The organism is Natrialba sp. SSL1 (assembly GCF_001861355.1).
Lineage (GTDB): Archaea > Halobacteriota > Halobacteria > Halobacteriales > Natrialbaceae > Natrialba.
The window spans coordinates 25530-46456 of the sequence record NZ_MASN01000034.1; the positions used below are offsets into that span (position 1 = coordinate 25530).

General features: G+C 58.1%; 21 protein-coding genes and 1 pseudogene. 8 read left to right on the top strand and 14 right to left on the bottom strand.

All coding sequences use genetic code 11. The annotated features are described in order from the left end of the window. Nucleotides 1-90: 90 nt before the first annotated feature. Together BBD46_RS10375 and merA are read right to left on the bottom strand one after the other, a co-directional pair. Nucleotides 91-306, bottom strand: coding sequence for a hypothetical protein (locus tag BBD46_RS10375; RefSeq protein WP_071401638.1), 216 nt, complete (start codon nt 304-306; stop codon nt 91-93). A gap of 87 nt (nt 307-393) precedes the next feature. Then, complete coding sequence (gene merA / locus BBD46_RS10380; protein WP_071401639.1) at nt 394-1848, bottom strand: mercury(II) reductase; 1455 nt, start codon at nt 1846-1848, stop codon at nt 394-396. 78 nt (nt 1849-1926) lie between these two features. Here merA and BBD46_RS10385 point away from each other — a divergent pair, with 78 nt between their 5' ends. After that, nucleotides 1927-2271: a winged helix-turn-helix transcriptional regulator gene (locus tag BBD46_RS10385; RefSeq protein ID WP_084777726.1), complete on the top strand. Its 345-nt coding sequence runs from the start codon at nt 1927-1929 to the stop codon at nt 2269-2271. A gap of 30 nt (nt 2272-2301) precedes the next feature. On the opposite strand, the gene BBD46_RS10390 is transcribed toward BBD46_RS10385, so the two are convergent. Both BBD46_RS10390 and BBD46_RS10395 read right to left on the bottom strand, forming a co-directional pair. After that, nucleotides 2302-2664: an SHOCT domain-containing protein gene (locus BBD46_RS10390; protein ID WP_071401641.1), complete on the bottom strand. Its 363-nt coding sequence runs from the start codon at nt 2662-2664 to the stop codon at nt 2302-2304. Nucleotides 2665-2676: 12 nt separating this feature from the next. Then, entirely contained in the window at nt 2677-2883 is a 207-nt protein-coding gene (locus BBD46_RS10395; RefSeq protein ID WP_071401748.1) for a heavy-metal-associated domain-containing protein, read from the bottom strand. Nucleotides 2884-3016: 133 nt separating this feature from the next. On the opposite strand from BBD46_RS10395, the gene BBD46_RS10400 reads away from it, so the two are divergent. The 4 genes from BBD46_RS10400 (at nt 3017) to BBD46_RS10415 (ending at nt 7688) form a co-directional block, all read left to right on the top strand. Continuing rightward, the gene (locus BBD46_RS10400; RefSeq protein ID WP_071401642.1) at nt 3017-3607 is read left to right on the top strand and encodes an AsnC family transcriptional regulator; all 591 of its coding nucleotides are present in this window, start codon (nt 3017-3019) and stop codon (nt 3605-3607) included. Nucleotides 3608-3699: 92 nt separating this feature from the next. Next, nucleotides 3700-6336 carry a heavy metal translocating P-type ATPase gene (locus BBD46_RS10405; RefSeq protein ID WP_084777727.1) on the top strand — a complete coding sequence of 879 codons (2637 nt, stop codon included), beginning with the start codon at nt 3700-3702 and terminating at the stop codon, nt 6334-6336. A 112-nt stretch (nt 6337-6448) separates the two neighbouring features. After that, nucleotides 6449-7045, top strand: coding sequence for a class I SAM-dependent methyltransferase (locus tag BBD46_RS10410; RefSeq protein ID WP_253184546.1), 597 nt, complete (start codon nt 6449-6451; stop codon nt 7043-7045). A gap of 94 nt (nt 7046-7139) precedes the next feature. After that, nucleotides 7140-7688 carry a permease gene (locus BBD46_RS10415; RefSeq protein WP_071401643.1) on the top strand — a complete coding sequence of 183 codons (549 nt, stop codon included), beginning with the start codon at nt 7140-7142 and terminating at the stop codon, nt 7686-7688. A 21-nt stretch (nt 7689-7709) separates the two neighbouring features. On the opposite strand, the gene BBD46_RS10420 is transcribed toward BBD46_RS10415, so the two are convergent. Further along, complete coding sequence (locus BBD46_RS10420; RefSeq protein ID WP_071401644.1) at nt 7710-8540, bottom strand: IS5 family transposase; 831 nt, start codon at nt 8538-8540, stop codon at nt 7710-7712. Between the two features lie 45 nt (nt 8541-8585). Between BBD46_RS10420 and BBD46_RS10425 the strand changes: the two genes are divergently transcribed. After that, complete coding sequence (locus tag BBD46_RS10425) at nt 8586-9455, top strand: permease (protein WP_084777729.1); 870 nt, start codon at nt 8586-8588, stop codon at nt 9453-9455. 68 nt (nt 9456-9523) lie between these two features. Here BBD46_RS10425 and BBD46_RS10430 read toward each other — a convergent pair whose 3' ends face one another. Continuing rightward, nucleotides 9524-9976: a universal stress protein gene (locus BBD46_RS10430; protein WP_071401646.1), complete on the bottom strand. Its 453-nt coding sequence runs from the start codon at nt 9974-9976 to the stop codon at nt 9524-9526. A 182-nt stretch (nt 9977-10158) separates the two neighbouring features. Here BBD46_RS10430 and BBD46_RS10435 point away from each other — a divergent pair, with 182 nt between their 5' ends. After that, the gene (locus tag BBD46_RS10435) at nt 10159-10509 is read left to right on the top strand and encodes an SHOCT domain-containing protein (protein WP_071401647.1); all 351 of its coding nucleotides are present in this window, start codon (nt 10159-10161) and stop codon (nt 10507-10509) included. A 14-nt stretch (nt 10510-10523) separates the two neighbouring features. Continuing rightward, nucleotides 10524-12815 carry a heavy metal translocating P-type ATPase gene (locus BBD46_RS10440; protein WP_071401648.1) on the top strand — a complete coding sequence of 764 codons (2292 nt, stop codon included), beginning with the start codon at nt 10524-10526 and terminating at the stop codon, nt 12813-12815. A 340-nt stretch (nt 12816-13155) separates the two neighbouring features. Here BBD46_RS10440 and BBD46_RS10445 read toward each other — a convergent pair whose 3' ends face one another. The 8 genes and pseudogenes from BBD46_RS10445 to BBD46_RS10480 form a co-directional block, all read right to left on the bottom strand. Further along, nucleotides 13156-14316: a hypothetical protein gene (locus BBD46_RS10445; protein WP_071401649.1), complete on the bottom strand. Its 1161-nt coding sequence runs from the start codon at nt 14314-14316 to the stop codon at nt 13156-13158. Nucleotides 14317-14573: 257 nt separating this feature from the next. Continuing rightward, nucleotides 14574-14747: pseudogene (locus BBD46_RS10450) on the bottom strand (AAA family ATPase); the annotation flags it as partial. Nucleotides 14748-14863: 116 nt separating this feature from the next. After that, nucleotides 14864-16768 (bottom strand): heavy metal translocating P-type ATPase, encoded by a 1905-nt coding sequence (locus BBD46_RS10455; RefSeq protein WP_071401651.1) that lies wholly within the window; start codon nt 16766-16768, stop codon nt 14864-14866. A 71-nt stretch (nt 16769-16839) separates the two neighbouring features. After that, on the bottom strand, nt 16840-17586 hold the full coding sequence (locus BBD46_RS10460) for a helix-turn-helix domain-containing protein (protein WP_071401652.1): 747 nt from the start codon (nt 17584-17586) through the stop codon (nt 16840-16842). 97 nt (nt 17587-17683) lie between these two features. Continuing rightward, nucleotides 17684-17959: a hypothetical protein gene (locus BBD46_RS10465; RefSeq protein WP_071401653.1), complete on the bottom strand. Its 276-nt coding sequence runs from the start codon at nt 17957-17959 to the stop codon at nt 17684-17686. Nucleotides 17960-18260: 301 nt separating this feature from the next. Further along, nucleotides 18261-18947 carry a DUF6166 domain-containing protein gene (locus tag BBD46_RS10470; protein ID WP_071401654.1) on the bottom strand — a complete coding sequence of 229 codons (687 nt, stop codon included), beginning with the start codon at nt 18945-18947 and terminating at the stop codon, nt 18261-18263. Between the two features lie 153 nt (nt 18948-19100). After that, the gene (locus tag BBD46_RS10475) at nt 19101-19970 is read right to left on the bottom strand and encodes a hypothetical protein (RefSeq protein WP_071401655.1); all 870 of its coding nucleotides are present in this window, start codon (nt 19968-19970) and stop codon (nt 19101-19103) included. Further along, entirely contained in the window at nt 19967-20917 is a 951-nt protein-coding gene (locus BBD46_RS10480; protein WP_071401656.1) for a winged helix DNA-binding protein, read from the bottom strand. Before BBD46_RS10480 ends, BBD46_RS10475 begins: the two co-directional genes overlap by 4 nt. Nucleotides 20918-20927 lie beyond the last annotated feature (10 nt).

A 20927-nucleotide genomic window follows, 5' to 3' on the forward strand; every position in this document is an offset into this window, starting at 1 on the left:
CGCACCCCTCCAGGGAATAGAAAAACGAGGCAACGCGAATTAACCAACAATCGCTGAAGATCTGCGCAGTCTGTTGGTTAAGAAAGGCGCTTACTCTTCATTCTCACGTAGCTCCTCGGCTCTCCACTTGAGCCGTCGCAAAATCTGCGTCCGATTCTGGTGGGCGTTCTCGTAGGCAACACACTCCCGAAGCGTCTCCATATCGGGGATCGTCGCGATTCCAGCGTCAATTAGGCGTGTTCTCGGTGCTTCTAGACGTTTCTCTGGTGGAAACTCATCATTCTCTCCATCGTCAGTTGTCTCCATCTCAGAAGGCCTCTGCCTCTTGAGGGCCGACAAAACAACACTCTGTGCGACGTGGTCTTTCTAACAGATCTTGTTCTAACCCGACGCTTACTCGATACAGCAACTCATCGTTGACGTGTCCCTGCGGAACGACTGGCAGGCCTGTTTGAACGCTTCGGAGAATGTCGGGAACGGATGAACTGTATCGATGATGTCGTCCACGGTCAGTCCGAATTTCACAGCCAGTGTGGCTTCCATGATCATGTCGGCGGCACGTGGGCCGACCATGTGAACACCGACGATATCGTCAGTCTCGTGGTGCTTCACCACCTGGACGACTCCATCCCTGTTCTTGACGGCTTTTGCACGAGGGACATCTTCCATCTGAACCGTCCGGCAGGAACAGGTACCGTGTTCGTCCATACATTCGCGTTCAGTTGTCCCAACGGTTGCTACCTCGGGACTGGTGAAGACGACTGCCGGGACGGCGTCGTAGTCAATGCTCACGCTTTCGTCGCCGAAGGCATTCTTGACAGCGTGATTGCCTTCCTTGGCGGCAACCGTCTCCAGTTCGGGTTCGCCGATCACGTCGCCAGCCGCATAGATGTTGGGATTCGTCGTCTGGAAATGCTCGTTGACGCGAATCGCGCCATCGGATTCGGTCTCGACGCCGACTGCTTCCAAGCCGATGTCCTCGCTGTTGGGCTGGACGCCGGTTGCGACGAATAACGCCTCTGCGGTGAACGCTCCCTTCTCGCCCTCGATGACAGTCTCCACAGCGACGCCCTTCTGACCAGGGTCAGCACCACTGTCGGTAGCTACATCCTGAACCTGCTGCAAGTCGTTACTGGTCACGACGTCGATTCCCTCCTCGTGGAAGGCTCGTTGCATCTCCCGGCCGAGCTGACCTTCCATATCTGAGAGCACGTTACCGGAGCGCTGTAGAATCGTCACGTCGACACCAACGCGGTGGAGGATCTGACCCCACTCAAGCGCGATGTAGCCCCCGCCGAGCATCAGGATACTCCCTGGGAGGTCGCGCTCCTCGAGGATGGTCTCGCTTGTATAGTAGTCGACGTCGTCGAGGCCGTCGATGGGTGGCGCCCACGGTGAACTTCCTGCCGCGACGAGCGCCTTCTCCCCAGTGATGCGCGCGCCCTTGTCGGCGCCGTCGACGACCTCGATGGTCGTGTCGTCGACCAGCTGGCCGTAGCCCTCGTAGATGTCGGTCTCGAAGTGGTCGGCGACGTCGACGTAGTTCTCCTGCCGGAACCGTTCGACGAGTTCGTCGGTGCCGTCGAGGGCGTCGGCCCAGTTGACGGTCGGCTCCTCGGGGTATCGAACGGCGTCGAAGGGATTCTCCGTCGCTGCAGCACCGCTCTCGGCGACGGCGAGCAGATGCTTACTCGGGACACAGCCGACGTTCACGCACGTCCCACCGATTGGCAGGCCGGTGTTCACCATCGCCGTTAAAAGATCTCGGCGGCTCGCTTCAGTGATTGCAGCGAAGGCTGCGGCGCCACCGCCGAGAATCACGAGATCGTATTTAGAGTCGTTCTTCATGAATACCAGTACTTAACGACGGCGAGCGTTTATACTTCGGAGTCCAAAGCTATGGAGTAAGTTGGAGGCTACAGAGCTATGGCAGATACCACCGCAGAAGCCCCAGTCTGTGACGTCGACGGCAAATGCTACTGTCCGCTAACCGGTGTCATCAACATATTGAGCCGAAAATACGCGATGCAGCTCGTCAGCATTATCGGCGCACACGACTCGCTACGATTCGCAGAAATCGAGGAACACCTGCCGACGGCGAGTACGTCCACAATTTCGAAGCGGCTGGACGAGTTCGAAGATACGAACCTCGTTTCACGGACGCAGTACAACGAAATCCCACCGCGTGTAGAGTATTCGCTCACCGAGGATGGGCACGAACTCGGGGAACGACTCGAACCACTTCTCGAGTGGGCCGAACAGCGGACCTGACTCTCTCGGTACGGTGGTTATGGGCTCCGACTACGCTGGTTTGTTATCCTGCCGAAGGTTCTTACGCCTTCTCTCGAATTCTTCATCCGAGATTTCTCCTCGTGCATATACTCGCCGGAGCTCCTCTACCGCCTCGTCTGCTTGCTCGGTAGTCTCCGTTCCGAGTGACTGATAGACAAGGTATCCGATCCCGATCACGACGAGTAGGGGAATACCCATCAGCAGCACCATCGTTACCCACCCGCCGGAACTGTCCCACATCCAGCCACCCATATGCGACCAGCCGAACGCGCCCATCATTGGCATCATTACCAGCATCATCACTAGCGGGATGGCTAAGAGACCGAGCAGTACCAACAGTATCGTCCGAGTCAGGGGTTCTGTTTGAGTCATAATGGATTCATCTCAGGCTTCAGCGTCTGTTGCTTCGTATCCGGCTTCCTCGACAGCAGTAGTGAGGACATCGGAGTGTGCCGTCCCTTCGACCGTCGCTGTCTCAGCGTCGTGGTCGGCAGTTGCGGATGTAACCCCGTCAAGAGCTTCGAGGACGTCCTCGACCGTTTGCTCGCAGTGTTCACAGGACATCCCTTTCACGGTGATTGTCTGACTCATATCCATCTGAATATAGGGGATGCTATTCTTTGTGAGTTGCTGCTTGAATTCCAAAGTATATAACCACCTGAACCCGCCCGATCAAAGGCATATTATCGAGAACACTATTGTGTCCGGCGTGAGTAGTGAGGCTATGCGCAACTTGGACGAGACTGACCTGAAGATCCTCTCGATGTTGGCCGAAAACGCGCGCCGATCGTTCAGCGAAATCGGCGACGAGGTCGACCTGTCGGGGCCAGCCGTCTCCGATCGAGTCACGCGGTTGCAGGAAGCCGGCATCATCAACCATTTCACGATCGATGTCGACCGATCACAGCTGCGAGCCGGTATTCCCGTCTTGATCCAAGTCGAACTCCCGCCCGGATCACACGAAACCGCTCGGGAACGCGTTCGTGATTCCGACGGCATCGAGCACGTCTTCGTCACCTCCGAAGGCGACATCTGGTTCTATGCCCGCGTCGAAGCACAGAACGTCCGTGTGTGGGTGGAATCGCTTTTCGACGAGATCGAACCTATCGATTACACCGTTACATTGGTCGACGATGTCGAGTGGACGCCATCGGTCGAGGGCGTCGAGTTCGCGCTCACCTGTGCCGAATGTAGCAATACGGTCGACAACGAAGGTGAAACGACTCGTATCGACGGTGAAATCTATCACTTCTGCTGTCCGTCTTGCTTGGCTCGCTTCGAGGAGCGATATCGACGCTTGGAAGAGGGCGCATAGCACGCTTTGCAATCGAAAATTTCTGAGGGGCGGTAGCCCTTGTCTCGAAACAACAAATCGCCTAAATATGGGGTGCGTAGGGTAATACGAGCATGAACACCCGAACAACCAATCTCGACATCCGAGGGATGTCCTGTGCGACGTGTGCCTCGACCATCGAGGATACCGTCGCCGATCTCGAGGGGGTGGCGTCGGTCGACGTCAACTTCGCGACCGACGAAGCGACCCTCAAATACGAACCCGACGAGGTCGTCCTCGATGAAATCTACAGCGCGATCGAGGATGCCGGCTACGAACCCGATCGGACGAAGACGACCATCGGGATCGCGGGGATGACGTGTGCGACGTGTGCGGAGACGAACGCCGAGGCGATCGAGAACGTGCCGGGCGTCCTCGACGCCGACGTCAACTTCGCGACTGACGAGGCGACCGTCGCGTTCAACCCACACGACACGTCGCTGTCGGCGATCTACGACGCGATCGAAGACGCCGGCTACGAACCGGATCGCCAAGTCGACGAGCACGGCGACGACCTGACCGAAGAACGGGAGAGCGCCGTCGAGCGCGAACTCCGAACGAAGCGCAAGTGGGTCATCATCGGCGGGATCTTGGCGTCACCGTTCCTGTTGGTGATGGTCGATATGTTCTATCCGGGCTTTTTGCCGGAGACCATCCTCGGGATCAACACCGGCTGGTACGAGTTCGTCCTCGCGACCGGTCTGATGGCAACGTTGGGCTGGCACTTTCTCAAGGGCGCGTACAAGTCGCTGGTCAATAACCGGCAGGCGAACATGGACACGCTTGTCGCCGTCGGTACCTCCGCTGGCTATCTCTACAGTACCGCCGTCCAGCTCGATCTGATCGTCGGCGGCCTCTACTACGAGGCGGTCGCGATCATCCTCTGGTTCATCTACGTCGGCGTCTGGCTCGAAGCCCGATCGAAGGCCCGTGCCAGCGCGGCGCTCCGTGAACTGCTCGAGATGCAGGCCACGGAGGCGACCATCATCGTCGACGGCGAGGAACAGGTCGTCCCGATCGAGAACATCGAGGTCGGCGACGTGATGAAGGTTCGACCCGGCGAGAAGATTCCCACGGACGGTGTGGTCGTCGACGGACAGAGTGCCGTCGACGAGTCGATGGTCACCGGCGAGTCCGTCCCCGTCGAGAAGAGTGAGGACGATCAGGTGGTCGGGAGCACGATCAACGAGAACGGCGTACTCTTAGTCGAAGCGACGAACGTCGGCGAGGACACGGCTATCCAACAGATTGTCCAGCGGGTCAAGGAGGCGCAGGCGCGCCAGCCCGACATCCAGCGACTGGTGGACAAGTTCACCGCCTACTTCGTCCCGGCGGTGATCGCCAACGCGGTTTTGTGGTCGATTCTATGGCTGGTCTTCCCCGAAGCCCTCCACGGCGTCTCCGCGTCGCTCGGGTCGTGGATTCCGCTGCTCGAACCGGTCGGTGGCGGCCCCGTCGCGGGCGGCGTTCCCGTGTTCGAATTCAGTATCGTCGTCCTCGCATCGGCGATCCTGATCGCGTGTCCCTGTGCGCTGGGGCTGGCGACGCCGATGGCGACGATGGTCGGCTCGACGATCTCGGCGAAAAACGGTGTCCTATACAAGGGTGCAGACATCCTCGAGAAGGCCCGCGGCATCGACGTCGTGGTCTTCGACAAGACGGGGACGCTCACCCACGGCGAGATGCGACTGACCGACGTCGTTCCGATCGACGAAGCGGTTGGAACTGACGGCGGCTCGGGGATCGCCGACGGTGGAGTCGTCCAAGAGGAGACGATTGCGGACGAAGCGTTCGTTCTCTCCGTTGCGGCAAGCGCCGAATCGGGATCCGAACATCCGCTCGCGCAGGCGATCGTCGAGGGGGCAGCGGAACGCGATCTGCGGCTCGAAGAACCGACGGCGTTCGAGAACGTTCCCGGCCACGGCATTCGGGCAGAAATTCCTCAGGGAGACGTGCTGGTCGGGAATCGGAAGCTCATGCGGGACAACGACATCGACCCGGCTCCCGTTGAGAAAACGATGGAACAGCTCGAGCGTGACGGGAAGACGGCGATGCTCGTCGCCCTTGACGGCGAACTCCTCGGCGTCGTTGCGAACGCCGACACGGTTCGCGAGAGTGCCAAGGAGACGGTCGCCGAACTTCACCGGCGCGGCTACGAAGTGATGATGCTGACCGGCGACAACGAGCGTACCGGGCGGGCGATCGGCGAGCAGCTTGGCATCCCTGAGGAGAACGTTCACGCCGAAGTGCTTCCCGAGGACAAAGCCGACGAGATCGACGCGATTCAGGCAGACGGCTCGCGAGCCATCATGGTCGGCGACGGGGTTAACGACGCCCCCGCGTTGACCACCGCGCACGTCGGCGTCGCGATCGGCTCGGGAACGGACGTGGCCATCGAGAGCGGCGACATCACGCTGATGCGGGACGACCCGATCGACGTGATCAAGGCGATGCGGATCGCCGACGCGACGATCTCGAAGGTGCGCCAGAACCTGTTCTGGGCGTTCGCCTACAACGCGACGCTGATCCCGATCGCGTCGCTCGGATTGCTCAATCCCGCCTTGGCGGGGATCGCGATGGCCGCCTCCAGCGTCTCGGTCGTCTCGAACAGCCTCGCGTTCATGAAGTGGGATCCCCACGACGACTACGTCTTCCTACCGTTCCGGCCGTTCGTATGGGCGTACGACCAACTCGCTGGGATTTCGAAATGAGGTGCATTTATCCGTGACCGAAGCTCCCTCTCATCGGTTGTTCGCTGCGATATACGATCCGGCGACGCGGCTCGTAGAGCGCATAATACTCCGTCACCATCGTGAGTATCTCGTGGAGAATCTCGAGGGACGCGTTCTTGATCTCGGGGCAGGTACCGGAGCGATGTTTCCGTACTTCGCCGAAGCCGTCAGCTCTGAGTACTTTTTCGACGTTTCTGCTATCGAGCCTGATCCCCACATGCGAAAACAAGCACAGAACCGAGCCGAGAGGCTCGATCTGGACGTCGAAATCCGATCCGGTGTGGCCAAGTCGTTGCCCTATGCTGACGACTCGTTCGACATCGTCATCGCTTCGATGGTGTTCTGTACGATTCCCAACGTCGAGACGGCAATCAATGAAGTCGTTCGCGTCCTCAAACCGGGTGGCGAGTTCCGGTTTCTCGAACACCTCGCCGATGACGGGTGGCGACGGCGACTACAGGGCGTGCTCGCACCGCTCTGGAAGACGGTCGCCGGCGGCTGTCATTTGACACGTCGAACGCCATCACTATTCGCTCAGGTGGAGGAACTCGATATCGTCGAACTCGAACGGATGTCGATTGGCGTGACGCCAGTTCGTCCATTCGTTCGTGGACGGCTCGTACATAGACGGAGGGAGGGACTCGTCCGTGGATCAACAGCGATCAAGAATGCGTTCGTGAAACCATGATCACTACGCGAAGATCAATCAAAACGCCGCAACGAATTGCGATGGGCTGGATAGAGACTGTCACTATCAACTGGCTACTGGAGGGTGCTGACAGATGATTTGGGAGATACTGACGACGATCGCGGAGGGAGTCGTCCTTGCAGGTGACTTCCTGTGGCAGGCGCTGTGGGCCCTGTTACTCGGATTTATGATCTCAGGCGCGATCCAAGCGTTCGTCTCCAAAGAAGGGATGGTCAACTACATGGGTGAGCCCGATCTGAAATCCGTCCTCTATGCGATGGGTTTCGGTACCGCCTCGACCTCCTGCTCGTTCGGGGACATCGCCGCGACGAAAACGCTGTTCAAGAAAGGGGCACACATCATTCCGGCCGTCGCGTTCAAGATTGCCTCGACGAACTTCGTCATCGGGCTGACGTTCGTCATCTGGGCGTTGTTGGGCTGGGAGTTCGCGGTCGCGCAGGCGGTCGGCGCGCCGATCTTCATCCTGATCGCGATCGTTCTCGTCCACCTCTGGATCCCATACGACGAAACCCAACAGGCCAGAGAACGGCTCCTCGAGGAGGAACAGCCGGTCGTTACGGATCCGGTCTGTAAGATGCGTCTCAACCGCGAAAACGGGATTCCAGTCGAACGGCCGTGTTGAATCGCCATAAGGCGGTGGAACTCACTGTTTCACGGCTCGCTTGATGTTATAGACGACACACATCAGGGCGATTTCTCGGAATTCACGGAACCAGGACCGCGCTCGCACGGCGAAGCCGAGCGAGCGCTTGACAGCCGAATTCACGGTTTCAGTCATAGACCGCTGATTGTAGCGTTGTTCGTCGATTCTGGCGTTGTGCGCGTGATCGTAGGACGCGAAGATACGATGTTTGATCAGCGGTCTAATGTCGAGATCGCGTAGCGCTTTGCGGAGTGATTGTTTGTCGTAGCCCTTATCGGCGGCGAGGGACCGCAGATCGCCCGCATTCCGGCGGGCGATCTGCTCAGCCAAGTCTGCATCGCTTCCTTCTCGGTTCGTTGAGCAGTGTACGTCAAGGACGGCTTGGGACTCTGTATCGACGAGTTTCGTGACTTTGAGCTTCTGAACGCGGTAGCTTATTCGCTGACAGTAGTGGCGGCTCGCGGCAGATCGTTCGTAGAATGTTGCGTCAACAGCACCGTGTTCCGAGGGATCGTGCAGCTGCGCCGACTGGCGCAGCAGCACTCGGCAGACGCTCATACTGATCCGGTCGAACGCTTTACATAGCGTGGATGGAGAGGGGAGATCGGCCGCGCTGAGGCCGATCTCCCCGGTTATTTGTGGCATCTCTTTCAGCAGGTCAATCGTCATCCGGTAAGACGTATCGAGGTAAATCCGCAGACAATGCAGGGAAACAAGGGCATAGTCGGCGAATCCGCCGCCACCTTTCGGAGCGGCGGATTCGTCTCCATCGCCAGTAACGTTTTGAGCAACCGGCACAACTTCCCCAATGAAGCGGGAGATTTGGGTCATGAACAACTGAAGTCTCCCGCTTCAAGACCTTCGATTTAGCGAACCATTCCACCGCCATCTAGTGATTCAACACAGCCAGTCGAACACAAAAACGAGACGGTCTACTTCTGCTCGGAGGGATGTAAACGACTCTTCGAGCAGAACCCGGACACGCACACGACGTCTTGGAAGGAGAAGATCACGTCGGTGAACGGGTGGGTCGAAGCCGCGAACCAGACGAAGAAGGATCTCAAGATGCTCTGGAAGGAGCTGGCGATCGGTTTCCTGTTGGCGGGACTCGTCGCAGCCGCCGTTCCCCAGACCATCTGGACGCTCCTGTTCGAGGGCGGCGGCGCGGGCGTGACGCAGGTCGCCTACAACAGCGTGCTCGGGCCGCTCATCTCGGTGGCGACGTTCGTCGGCTCGATGGGGAACGTCCCGCTCGCTGCGGTACTGTGGGGTTCGGGGTTCGCCTTCGCGGGTGTCATCGCGTTCCTGTACGCCGACCTGATCGTCCCGCAGTTAATTCGTATCTACCGGAAGATTTGGGGGAAGAAAATCGGGACGCGTATTTCCATCATCCTCTTCGTGTCGATGGCGACGACCGGGTTCATCGTGTATTACCTGTTCGCTGCGGTCGGTCTCATTCCCGATACCACATTAGAACCAACGGGAGAGGGCGTGACGATTCTCGGCTTCGAACCCGTGACGATCCTGAACGTGATATTCCTCTTGATCGGTGCAGGGTTCCTCGCATTACTTATGAGAGGCAGAAAAGGCGCTCCCGGCGATCGCGTCGTGGAAGACCCGGTTACCGGAACCGACATCACGGTCAAGAACGCCGATTACTGTACGGTTCACGACGAATCGATCTACTACTTCGAAAGCGACGATTCACGAACACAATTCCAAGATTCTCCAGAGGCATATCTGTAATCGATTCTCGCTGTCTTGTGAAGCGTTCTTCTGAACGAGGAAAAGTGTCTTCGGTTGGTTTCGCTCGATTACTCCTCCTCGACCGGCGTTTTGACGATCGTCACTGGTCGCTCTGCCATATTGGCGACCCGCTCGGCAACACTTCCGAGTAATCGCCGGTACTCACCGGATCGGTTCTTCGAACCGATTACGGTCAGGTCGATGTTCGCCTCGTCGATATACTGGAGGATTTCAGCGTGCGGGACGCCGTGACGGATGATCGGTTCCGTCTCGACACCCTCGTTTTTCGCTCGGTCGGTGATCTCTTCGACGGCATCCTGTCCGGCCTGTTCGAGAGCCTTTTCTAACCCCTCGAATTCGTGGACGTATTCGTCGCCGGGGTACGAGCTGTATGCCTCCGAATCAACGACGTAGAGGACGTGTAACTCCGCATCGTACCGTTGAGCAGCGTCAATTGCGTGGTCGATTGCACGGTCAACACCGGGACTCATGTCCGTCGGCAGCAGAAGTCGATCGTACATCGCTCGATCTCATCCTACGCGTACCCACTACTTGATTTTACTCACGGCTTGAAATGTTCCAGAAGAAACTCCGGCTCTGGTGTCCCCAAACAGGTCGTCAAACTTCTTGTACCAACGGCATTCTTGGCGTCATCCGGCAAATCAGGCCAGCTATTATGACTACTCGGAGCAAATCGGTTTATATGTCAACCACAGATCCACTCGCACGCACGCTACTGATCATCGTTGCCATCGTTCTTATCGTCCCGTTTCTCATGATGCTCCTCGCGATGCCGATGATGGGAATGGTCGGTTGGGGCCATATGGGTGATTGGAACGGCACTGGCGGAATGTGGTGGTCGTGGCTACTCATGTGGGCGTTTTTCCTTCTAATCGTCCTTGGGGGTGGGTACTTGTTAGTCAGGACGATTCGTTCGCAGGATGGATACCGAACGGACGAAGCGATCGAAGAGCTACGACTCGCGTACGCTCGTGGCGATCTCTCCGAGGAGGAGTTTGAGCAGCGAAGAGAACGCCTCCGGCGAGATGAGTAGGTGAGTCAAGCTCAATGTCCGACCACAGCCACGAACACGACGGCCACACCGAAGAGCATGCTCCAGACTCACAGGAACCCGACGAGCGATTGACGGATCGGCGTTGTCCTTGTTGTCGAGTCTGTAATCTGAACGTCGAAGACGAGACCGACGACGAGCGGTTGGAAGAGACGGACGCCGAATACACCGCTCGTCACGAGGCGGAACCCGATGCAGAAGACGGGCACGCGCCCCATCACGATCACGACGCACACGCGGACGACCACGACCACGACCACGGCGCTCACGTCGACCACTCCGGCCACGAGGAGATGTTCAAACGGCGGTTCTTCGTCAGCTTCGTCCTCGCGATACCGGTGTTAGCGTATAGTCCGATGCTACAGGAGTGGTTTGGGTTCACCGCACCGACGTTCCCAGGAAGCGTGCTCGTCGGCCCGGTACTCGGCACGCTCGTATTCCTCTACGGCGGGATCCCATTCCTCCGGATGGGGGCTGCCGAGGCCCGCAAACGCGAACCAGGGATGATGCTGTTGATCTCGCTGGCGATAACCGTCGCGTTCGTCTACAGCGCGGCTGCCGTCGCCTTCGATATCGGCGAGCCGTTCTTCTGGGAGCTCGTGACGCTGGTCGTCATCTTCCTGCTCGGTCACTGGATCGAGATGCGCAGCGTCCGTCGAGCGTCGGGCGCGCTGGACGAGCTGGCTGAATTGATGCCCGACACGGCCGAGCGTATCACGGAGAGCGGCGACACTGAGGACGTTCCCGTCGACGAGCTAGCGGCTGATGATCTCGTGCTCGTCCGGCCGGGGGCGAACGTTCCGGCCGATGGCATCGTCGAAGAGGGCGAGTCCAACGTCAACGAGGCGATGATCACCGGTGAGTCTCGTCCCGTTGGGAAGGAGCCGGGCGACGAGGTGATCGGTGGGACGACCAACGGCGACGGCAGTCTGCGTGTTCGCGTGACCGCGACGGGTGACGAGACGACCTTGTCGGGGATCGTGCGACTGGTTGAGGAAGCCCAACAGAGCAAGTCGCGCACGCAGGTGCTCGCCGACAGGGCAGCAGGATGGCTGTTCTACGCCGCCCTCGGCGTCGCCGCGCTCACCGCCGTGGCGTGGACGATCGCGGTCGGCTTCGGGCTGCCGGTCGTCGAACGTGTCGTCACGGTACTCGTCATCGCGTGTCCGCACGCACTCGGCCTCGCCGTCCCGCTGGTGGTCGCGATTAACACGACGATGGCCGCCAACAACGGGATGCTTATTCGGGATCGGATCGCGATGGAGGAGGCCCGCAACCTCGATACCATCGTCTTCGACAAGACAGGCACGCTCACCAAAGGCGAGCAAGGCATCGTTGACGTCGAGACGACGACTGACTGGGATGAGGATGACGTCCTTTCGCTGATGGCGGCCGTCGAGAGCGACTCCGAACACATGATCGCCGAAGCGATCCGAGACGCCGCCCGGGAGCGGGAACTGGACGTCCCCGACGCCCACGGCTTCGAGGCGCTGAAGGGTCGGGGCGTCCGTGCGACCGTCGAGCTGGAAGCCGCTGCCCTTCCCGACGCGGAGGCGAGCGGTGGACAAGATGGGGAGACGGTGTACGTCGGTGGCCCGAACCTGCTTCGCCACCTCGACGTCGATCCCAGTGATGAGCTCAAGGCGTTCAGCGACGAGGCCGGCGAACGCGGACAGGGCGTTGTCTATCTGATCCGCGACGGCGAGGCAATCGGGGCGGTTGCCCTCGCGGACGTCATTCGCGAGGAGAGCCGCGAGGCGATCGACGCGCTTCACGCGATGGGTGTCGAGGTGGCGATGCTGACCGGCGATAGCGAAGATGTCGCTCGCGCCGTCTCCGAAGAACTCGGCATTGACACGTACTTCGCGGAGGTGTTGCCCGACGACAAGGACAAGAAGATCATCGAGCTGCAAGAACAGGGCAATCTCGTAGCGATGGTCGGCGATGGTGTCAACGACGCCCCTGCGTTGACCCGTTCGGACGTGGGCATCGCGATCGGTTCCGGAACGGACGTCGCCGTCGAAGCGGCCGACGTCGTCCTCGTTGAAAACGACCCGCGGGACGTGGTGAAACTCGTCCGGTTGAGTCGCAAGAGCTACCGGAAGATGCAGGAGAACCTCGTCTGGGCAGCCGGCTACAACGTGTTCGCGTTGCCGCTGGCAGCGGGCGTTCTTGCGCCGATCGGGATCTTGCTCTCGCCGGCCGTGGGTGCCGTGTTGATGTCCGCGAGTACGGTCATCGTCGCGATCAACGCCCAGTTCCTCAAACGCGCAGATCTCTCTGGGTGATCTCCGATGACAGAACCCCACTGACTCTCGAGGCTACCGGAGACGCTTCTCGCGCTCTTTGGCGGCCTCGTCTTCGGGTGGCTCGCCTCCCAACAGCTCAGCTGACTCTTGGTGATTCCGCTGAGCGTCGCAGTTCTGGCCGGAGTACATCTGTTCGCACCCAAGGGAAGGCCGACGCAGATCGGTCGCGCGGTCGCGTATCTCGTGGGCGGTCTCCTTGCCGGGTTTTGCTGCTGGGTTTCATGGTCTCTGGTGGAATCCCCGACGAATACGAGGCCTATGCACGCGTGGCGACACCGAATGACGAACGCCTCAAAAAAAGCTGTCCTGCCCAGCCAATTCAGCTCAACGCGGCCTGGAATCGCTCGCGGAGAGCATCCTCACGCTCTTCGAACTGGTCGACCTTCTCCTGCAGATCGTTTCTGACCCGCTCGATGCTCGCCAGCGCTCGTTCGCCGGCCAGCGGCGCCTGCGATCCGTCGTCTCCGTCCGCCTCCAGCTGCTCCTCGTAGGCTCGTTCGACGCGCTCGATGGTTCCCTCCGGGTTGAATAGGATGTCGTTGGCCGTACGAACGTAGCCGTCCAGCGACGCCCCCTCTTTCCCCTGGAAGAAGTGGGTGAGCGCGTACGTCGCGCCGGAATGTAGCGTCCACATGTCGATCTCGAAGGGTGAGACCGAATTTGCTTCCGCATCGCTCGCGGCGCGCTCGGCCAAGTAGTCAGGGAAGCCCAGCAGGCTGTAGAACTCCGTAACGGTGAACGGAAGCTCCGAGAAATCGAGCTCGATGTCTTGGGCATCCCTGATGAACTCGAAGAGATCGTCGGCGACGAGTTCGACCTGCGCGAGGATCTCCTCCCACCACGTCCGGAAGTTCCCCACGTCGCCGACGTGCTTGATGACCTCCTTGTCGGTGAGCGAGCGCATCGTGTTCGAACAGTAGCCGTCCTGAGCGAAACCCTCCACGTAGACCGCATGCTCGCCGAAGAAGTCGTAGCCCGACGTGACACCCATCGTGATCGGGTCCGATCGGCCGGGGAGGCGGACCTCGAGACCATCGAACATAATGTCCATGTGGACCTCACCCCCGCCTCGGTAGCATCGCATCTCTCCGAACATCACGTCGCCCAGCGGTGCTCCATCGATGGTCTCCTCGCGAAGGACCTCTTCTAGCGGGCCGTACACGTCGACTGGGTTGATTACCGAGTACGAATTTGTCGGGACGTGGAAGAGGGGATCCGTTTCTGCATCCCCATCACGGGCCTGCGTACGAGCCCGACCCGGTTCGACGAGGGCATTGAATCGCTCCGTCTCGACCCACTCGTCGGTGTAGGGGTTCTGGTAGGCCACGGTGGTTTCGACGGCCTGCGGAAGGTCACGGACCGCCTCGGCGAATGTAACGGGTTCTATGCCCGCTCGCCGCTGCTGATACCACTCGGGCAGTTCGGTGTCGGTACGTCCATCGACGCCAGCGAAGATGGTTCTGGACTCTGGGTCTTTCATTTCAGTCACCTCGAATCAGGAACGCTCGTCGACGGGCGACTGCGTCGTCTCGCGCCCTGCGCCCCTCTGCCGGGCGCAAAAAACGACACCTCGTTAACCAACATCTGGACTGGAGAGCGGTTGACTGTTGGTTAACACGGGTTCCGAGGCGAGGGTGTAGTCGGAGTTCGTTGCTACTCGGCGGCGGACTGCCGGAGCCGGACCTGCTCGGGATTCGGGACCCACGGGTGAGCCTCCCAGCAGTGAAGTGCGCGGATCTGGGCGATGCACGTTTTCCCTACACCGGACGGACCGTGCAATAACGCAGGATCAGCACGCCCTCCGTTAGTTATCGGGTTGAGGACATTGGAGAGGTAGTTGACCTCCGCGTCTCGATGCTGGACTTCTCGTGGAATGAATTCAGGCTGCAAGACGCGCGCATCGGTAATCATAGGTTCGGGTGTCGACACAGTATTAGCAGTAATAAATGGAAGCGTGTCATTTCCGAATTTCCAGAATCATGTTTTACCCGAACATCAGCTACGATTCCAAAAAATCCGACCCAGTATCACCCTCGTCTCACTCGCAACCCGTTCCCAATCGCCAATAATTCAGACCCTTCATGGGCGATTACGGCCCCGACGATTCCGATCACACCAAGTACTGCACCTGGAATGAGTACAGCTAGTACGAGTAGTGAGAACACGATGTTTTGACGGCTAATCCGCTGTGCTCGTTGTCCGAGTGACAGTGCGTACGTCACTTTCGTGATGTCATCCGCCATCAGTGCGATATCAGCCGCCTCAATCGCAGCATCTGTCCCCGCAGTCCCCATGGCGATCCCGACCGTTGCTTGGGCCAATGCTGGCGCATCATTGATTCCGTCACCCACCATGGCGACTGCCCCGTACTTCGTGGTGAGTTCTTTGACCGCTTCGACCTTCTCTTCTGGCTTTAAATCGGCTCGAACATCGTCAATACCGAGTTCTGTCGCGATTGCTTGCGCCGTTTCCTTATTATCCCCCGTCAGCATCAACACCTCAACGTCTCTCTCGTGAAGTTCCTGAATGACGCCTTTCGCTTCTGGTCGCGGCTCATCACGAAGCGCAATTACTCCCATGATTCGTTCCGGTGTCCCAACAAGGACAACCGTCTTCCCTTCTTTTTGAAGCTCCTCGGCTTCTGCAATCCCATCCACGTCATGATTGAATCGTTCGAAAAGCCCTGGTTTCCCAACGTAAACGGTCTCCTCGATGAGTTGAGCTTGCGCCCCGTATCCCGTTATTGAACTGAATTCAGACGCCTCAGTGTGTTGAATTCCGCGTTCAGCAGCAGCATTCATGATCGCTTCACCAAGATGGTGTTCAGAGTACTGCTCCACACTCGCCGCTTGTCTCAGGACATCATCTTCGGTTCCCTCATACGCAACGACGTCCGTGACCACCGGCTCGCCCCGAGTCAGCGTCCCGGTCTTATCGAACGCAATTGCTTCGATTTTCCCTAAGTTTTCAAGATGAATACCACCCTTGACCAGTACTCCTTCTCGACCCGCTCGACCGATTCCGGAGGCAATGGCAATCGGGGTTGACATGACTAAGGCACAGGGTGCTGCCGCGACAAGCAGGACAATAGCACGTTCCGCCCAGTAGCCCGGAAGGCCAGCAATGAACGGCGCACCCATGAGCCCGAGCGCGACCAAGAGAACGAGCGGTGAATAGACACCACCGAACTTCTCAATGAACAGCTGAGATTTCCCTTTCTCTTCTTGCGCCTCCTCAACGAGATGGATCATCTTTGAAAGCGTATTATCCTCGAATGTCGTGGTGGCTTCCACTTCGAGGACACCCTCCTGGTTTACAGAGCCAGCAAACACCTCATCGCCTTCTCGCTTATCGACAGCCGTAGATTCACCGGTGACTGCCGCCTGATCAACCGTGGAACGCCCATCGACAATACGTCCATCAGTTGGAACTGATTCCCCAGGCTTGACCCGAAAAACATCACCGATATCTAACTCTCGTGCTGGAACCATTCGTGTGCTGCCATTTGTGACCAGGCGAGCTTCTTCGGGTGCGAGATCAAGCAAACTCCGGATTGAGGCGCGTGTCCGGACGAACGTGTATTCTTCGACGCCTTCGGCAGCGCCGTACAGGATAGCGAGGATGGCTGCCTCCTCCCAGAGGCCGAAGAAGACTGCGCCACCGGTGGCGGCTAACATCAAAATCTCGATATCGATTTCGTGTTCTCCAACGAGCTCCTCGATTCCTTCTCGCGCCCAGTGGAACCCTCCAAGCACCATTGCTACCGCGTACAGGCCGTTTTCCGCTATCGCTGGAAGGTAATTCAAGAAGCCGAACGTAAACGTGAGAACAGCTATCACAGCAGCAAGAAGCGCATTCCGAATTGGAGGGAAGAGGTACCACGGTCCGCTCCACTGAGCGTGTCCTTCGTCCTCGTTATCTGAATCTCTCATACCAGTAAAAGGAGGACGATCAGAATAAGACTTAATTTGGAATATTCCAAATGTAGTTTAGAGCATACCAATTACGATGAACGAGTCATATCCATGGCGGTTTCATTGGTTGTGAGTTGTTTGATTATCTGGGCTTCAGCTCGCCGTACCCGATACGTAAGCGTTGATCGCGGCATATCGAGTTTTTCAGCAAGCTCCCCGAGATTAGTCTCCCGAGGGGTCTTGTAATATCCGTGCTCAACAGCGGCGGTCAGCGCTTCTCGTTGCTTATTAGTCAACATATCATCAACGTTGAATCTGGTAGTAGTCGGAGGGGAGAGGCCTGTGAGGCTGAGCATTTCAACATCAATCTCGGAAGGGAGTTCTGCGTGCAGTGCGTCGAAGAAGCCGTGGATGGCTGCACCCTCTGGGTGGATGATTCGCCATGTGTGGCGGCGCTGTTCATGCTGGGTTTCGAAGAGGAGTCCGTCACCGAGGTGTTCAAGCGCGAGATGCGGGATAGATTCGCAGACTTGTGTTCGCTGCCAGTACGTGTAGAGGACGAGCGTATCGTCTGTTCGATCAAGAACTTGTGTTTCGGACTCTGCACCACACGGATTGGCGGCGAGACAGTCTGCATAGTAGTCGGCTGTGAGAACCGCATCCTCAATTGCGGGAAGGGCTTCTGATGAGCCAGTGGCATGATCGACGCGCCAGAGACTCTCTGCTGTAGCGTGAAGAGATAGTGACCGGACGCGAGCATCGGGATGGTCAGCGAGAACGTCCGCAAGCGTGTTCCTCCCGGGTTCGTAGTCGAGGGCAAAGACGAGCTCTCTCATACGGGTTGGGAGGCTTTCCATCATCAAAACACACCGGTATTCTACCTATGGTCAATCTGTGTTGCTCTTTGACCGAATCATATGTACCATCGAATAATTAGATGGGATCGTCAGGATCGTGGTTTTCGGCCATTCGAATCGCCTCGGTTGCATATTGTTCCCGCTCGGCTTCATCATCAACAGTCCCTAAGTTTTCGGGATTGACAGCCAGTGCAGCTGTTGTGTCGCGCATATCGGTGAAACTCGTGAGAGCGCGTTCCTTTCTGAAATATTGCTCTCCATCAGGTGTCGCGTAGACAAGGATGATCAAGTTCTGTTCGTCGTCAGAGTATGTCCGCTCAACTAACCAAACTCGAACCGTCTCGTCTTCCATACACCATTTTTGGAGGCGTGGAGTGAAAGGCGTTCAGTTGTTTTATTCCAAACTCGGATTAAAATGTGGGAATAGCAGCGTCATTTTCGGAGCAGATACTGGTATCCTTACTCCGAAGAACTCCTCTTCATAATCGAACTGTTGCCAATTCATCGAGCACAACCCGTGCGTAGATAGATCTGATTCAAATTCATGTTTGAAAATTAGTGGTTTGTAGAATCACAAACAGTCAAGTTAGGGAGCGCCTCGATACCGCGATCGACGAGCTGGTGAGTGGCTCGCGACAACCGAAGGATCTCCATCAGTCCTCCCTCATCGTCGGCGGGATGAGGTCGTTGCTCTCCTCCGCGAGGTCGCGGATGGCTTGGTCAATATCGGTGTCGACCCGAACCGTCCGACTCGCCAACGGGGCCGGATAGGCTTGATCTCCCTGGCTACACAGGATGATGAGCCACTCGCCGACACCCTCTCCGAGAACGATGTAATGGTCGCGATCATTCCGCTGGAACACTTGTCGATCGGGTCGGGAAACAGTCCGCCAGTTCTCGGGCAACGACGGCGCCGGAAGACCACCGTCCGGAACGGGGACGACGTCGTCGGTGATGGCTCTGAGTGCGGCGTCGATCTCCTCTCCGGTGAGGTGCCAGCACTCCGCGGGTCCGACACACTCTAGATGACTGATCACCTGATTCTGGAATTCGATGTAATGCTCTCGCACGAACTGCTCGTCGTCGTAATAGTCGAGGAGGAGCGCACAGGCGAGCTGTGCGGGCCCGCTTCCGATATATCCCCACTCGAAGCCACCCGGACTGTGATTGACGAGTTGGAGGCTCCGCTTGAGGGAGAGCCGCCGATGCTCCGAGAGGTTCAGGACGACGGTGTTGCCGTCAACACGAAAGCCGACGTATTCAACTGTCTTTCGGTAGTTCTGAGCGAACTGTTCTGACTGTACTCCTTCTGAGGGTGTTGGTGGTTCGTTCGCGTTCATCGATGTTTCGCGGGAGGGCCGATGACCCCCACACCCCTCTCGGGGGTTAAAAAACGGAACGAAGGATCCAGTCCGGTAGATTTGCAAGCGATCACTGTGGGCACTGTCAGCGCACCGGATGCGGGTGTATTGTGCTTCTCACAGAGGTTCTGCTCACCGAACTCCAATCGTCTCCCCTTCGTGCTCGAGAATCTGCTTTGCGACCAGTCGATCAATCGCGTCGTCGACGGCGTCTTTTTGTTCGTTTGAAAGCGCCCGCACATTCGAGAGGACTCGCTCTCGGATTGCCTCAAGATCGTTGATCCCATCTTCGACAGCCCCCAGAACGGTATATTCGACCTCGAACTCCGTCGCGAACTCTGCGATACGGGTGGTGAACATGTTCGGAAGCCCGGAGAGTGAATCTACCGCCATCTCGATCGCAAACAACGGGTGTGAGCGGTCACGGATCTGTCGTGTTTCAGTCGTACCGGTGTTAAAGGGTCGCTGCTCATCGATCTCGATTAGAATCACTTCGTAGTCCAACCCTCGTTGAGCGTACGTCCGCATGTCCTCGATATCACGCCGGCGGCCACTCGCCAGATCCCCGCCGGAAACTGCCTTCAGCAGAAACATATCCTCATCAGAGAGAACGCATGCCGTCACGTGATGGCCGACCCAGAACTCTTCAGCTCGGTCGTGCATTCGATCGGTGATCCACACCTTCCCGACGACCTGCTGTTCGAAGATATCGATCTGGAAGCCACGGTCTTCATGATGCAGTTCGATGGTTTTACCCACACCCTCGAACGACTCAGTTGGCTCGTCGACGACGGTGAATCCTTGTGACTGGAGTGTCTGATAGACGTGCTCGAACTCGGAAACAACTCCGAGCGCGAGATCGATATCCTCGGTCTGGTCCTTTAAGCCTCGAGCCGTCATCGCAGACCCACCGAGGAGATATACTGTTACGGACTCCGACAACCAGCTGTCGAACTCTTCGAGAAACGATTTGATCGCCTCTCCGCCTGTAAACGCGGTCATGCGACACCATACTGGTCTTTGAGTGCCATAAATTCTGATTCACTCGGAAGGACGACAGGGGATTCCTCTGAGACATCGAACTCGCCCTGAAGTGGCCGATACATCGCACTAATTTCGGACTCCAAGTCGTACCATTGCGCAGTCTCGGTGAGCGTTTCCCGATCGATGTCCTCCTTCTCGATCAGGAGCATTGCATAGCTGACGCGACGGGACCCGCTATCGAGGACGAGCGTGTGGCACACCACCTCGGCAGGAGAGAGTGCTTCATCAGGGGCATACCAGAACGCGGGTTCGCCTGCGAGGAAGAACTGCAGGCCGTACTTCTCAAATCGAGCGAGCCCGGTCAGCCGCCAGTCAGGGGCTGTCTGTAATGCGTCCGTATCCTCGGCTGTCTGTACACGGACGAGGGCTCGCTTCGGATCGCACCACTCAACCGTCGCACTCGGGGCGAGTTCCCGGACTCGCGATCGGTGCTCGTGTGTCACGACGGCACGAGCGAACGCCAGTAGTGGTGAGAGATCCTCACTCAAGGCGTACTCGGGGCCGGACGGTGACAGCATTGCTCGATGTTTGAGCGGTGACAACGCATTATGGACGCCTTGTCGGCTCATCCCGAGTCGTTCTGCGATATTGGTGACGCGACGCGGTTCGTCGAGATACCAGCACACCCGAAGTGTGGCTGGCGAGAGAAGGTCACCCCAGTCAACGTGGCCGAGTCCCGACCGTAGCGTCCGATACGCTTCAGTGACCGAGTGATCTGCGAGATGGACTCGCCGCTGGTTTTTACGACCCCGAGTCTCCATGAGGAGCCCTGCTGCGAGCAACTCATCGAGTACGTCGTAGAGATGGGCCTGTGAATATCCGGTTTCCATCGCGAGTACCTCTGGAGTCGCCTCCCGGCCGGTGCTAAGTACGTCAATGACAGCGAGTCCGGCCTTCGTAATCATCTATGTATTC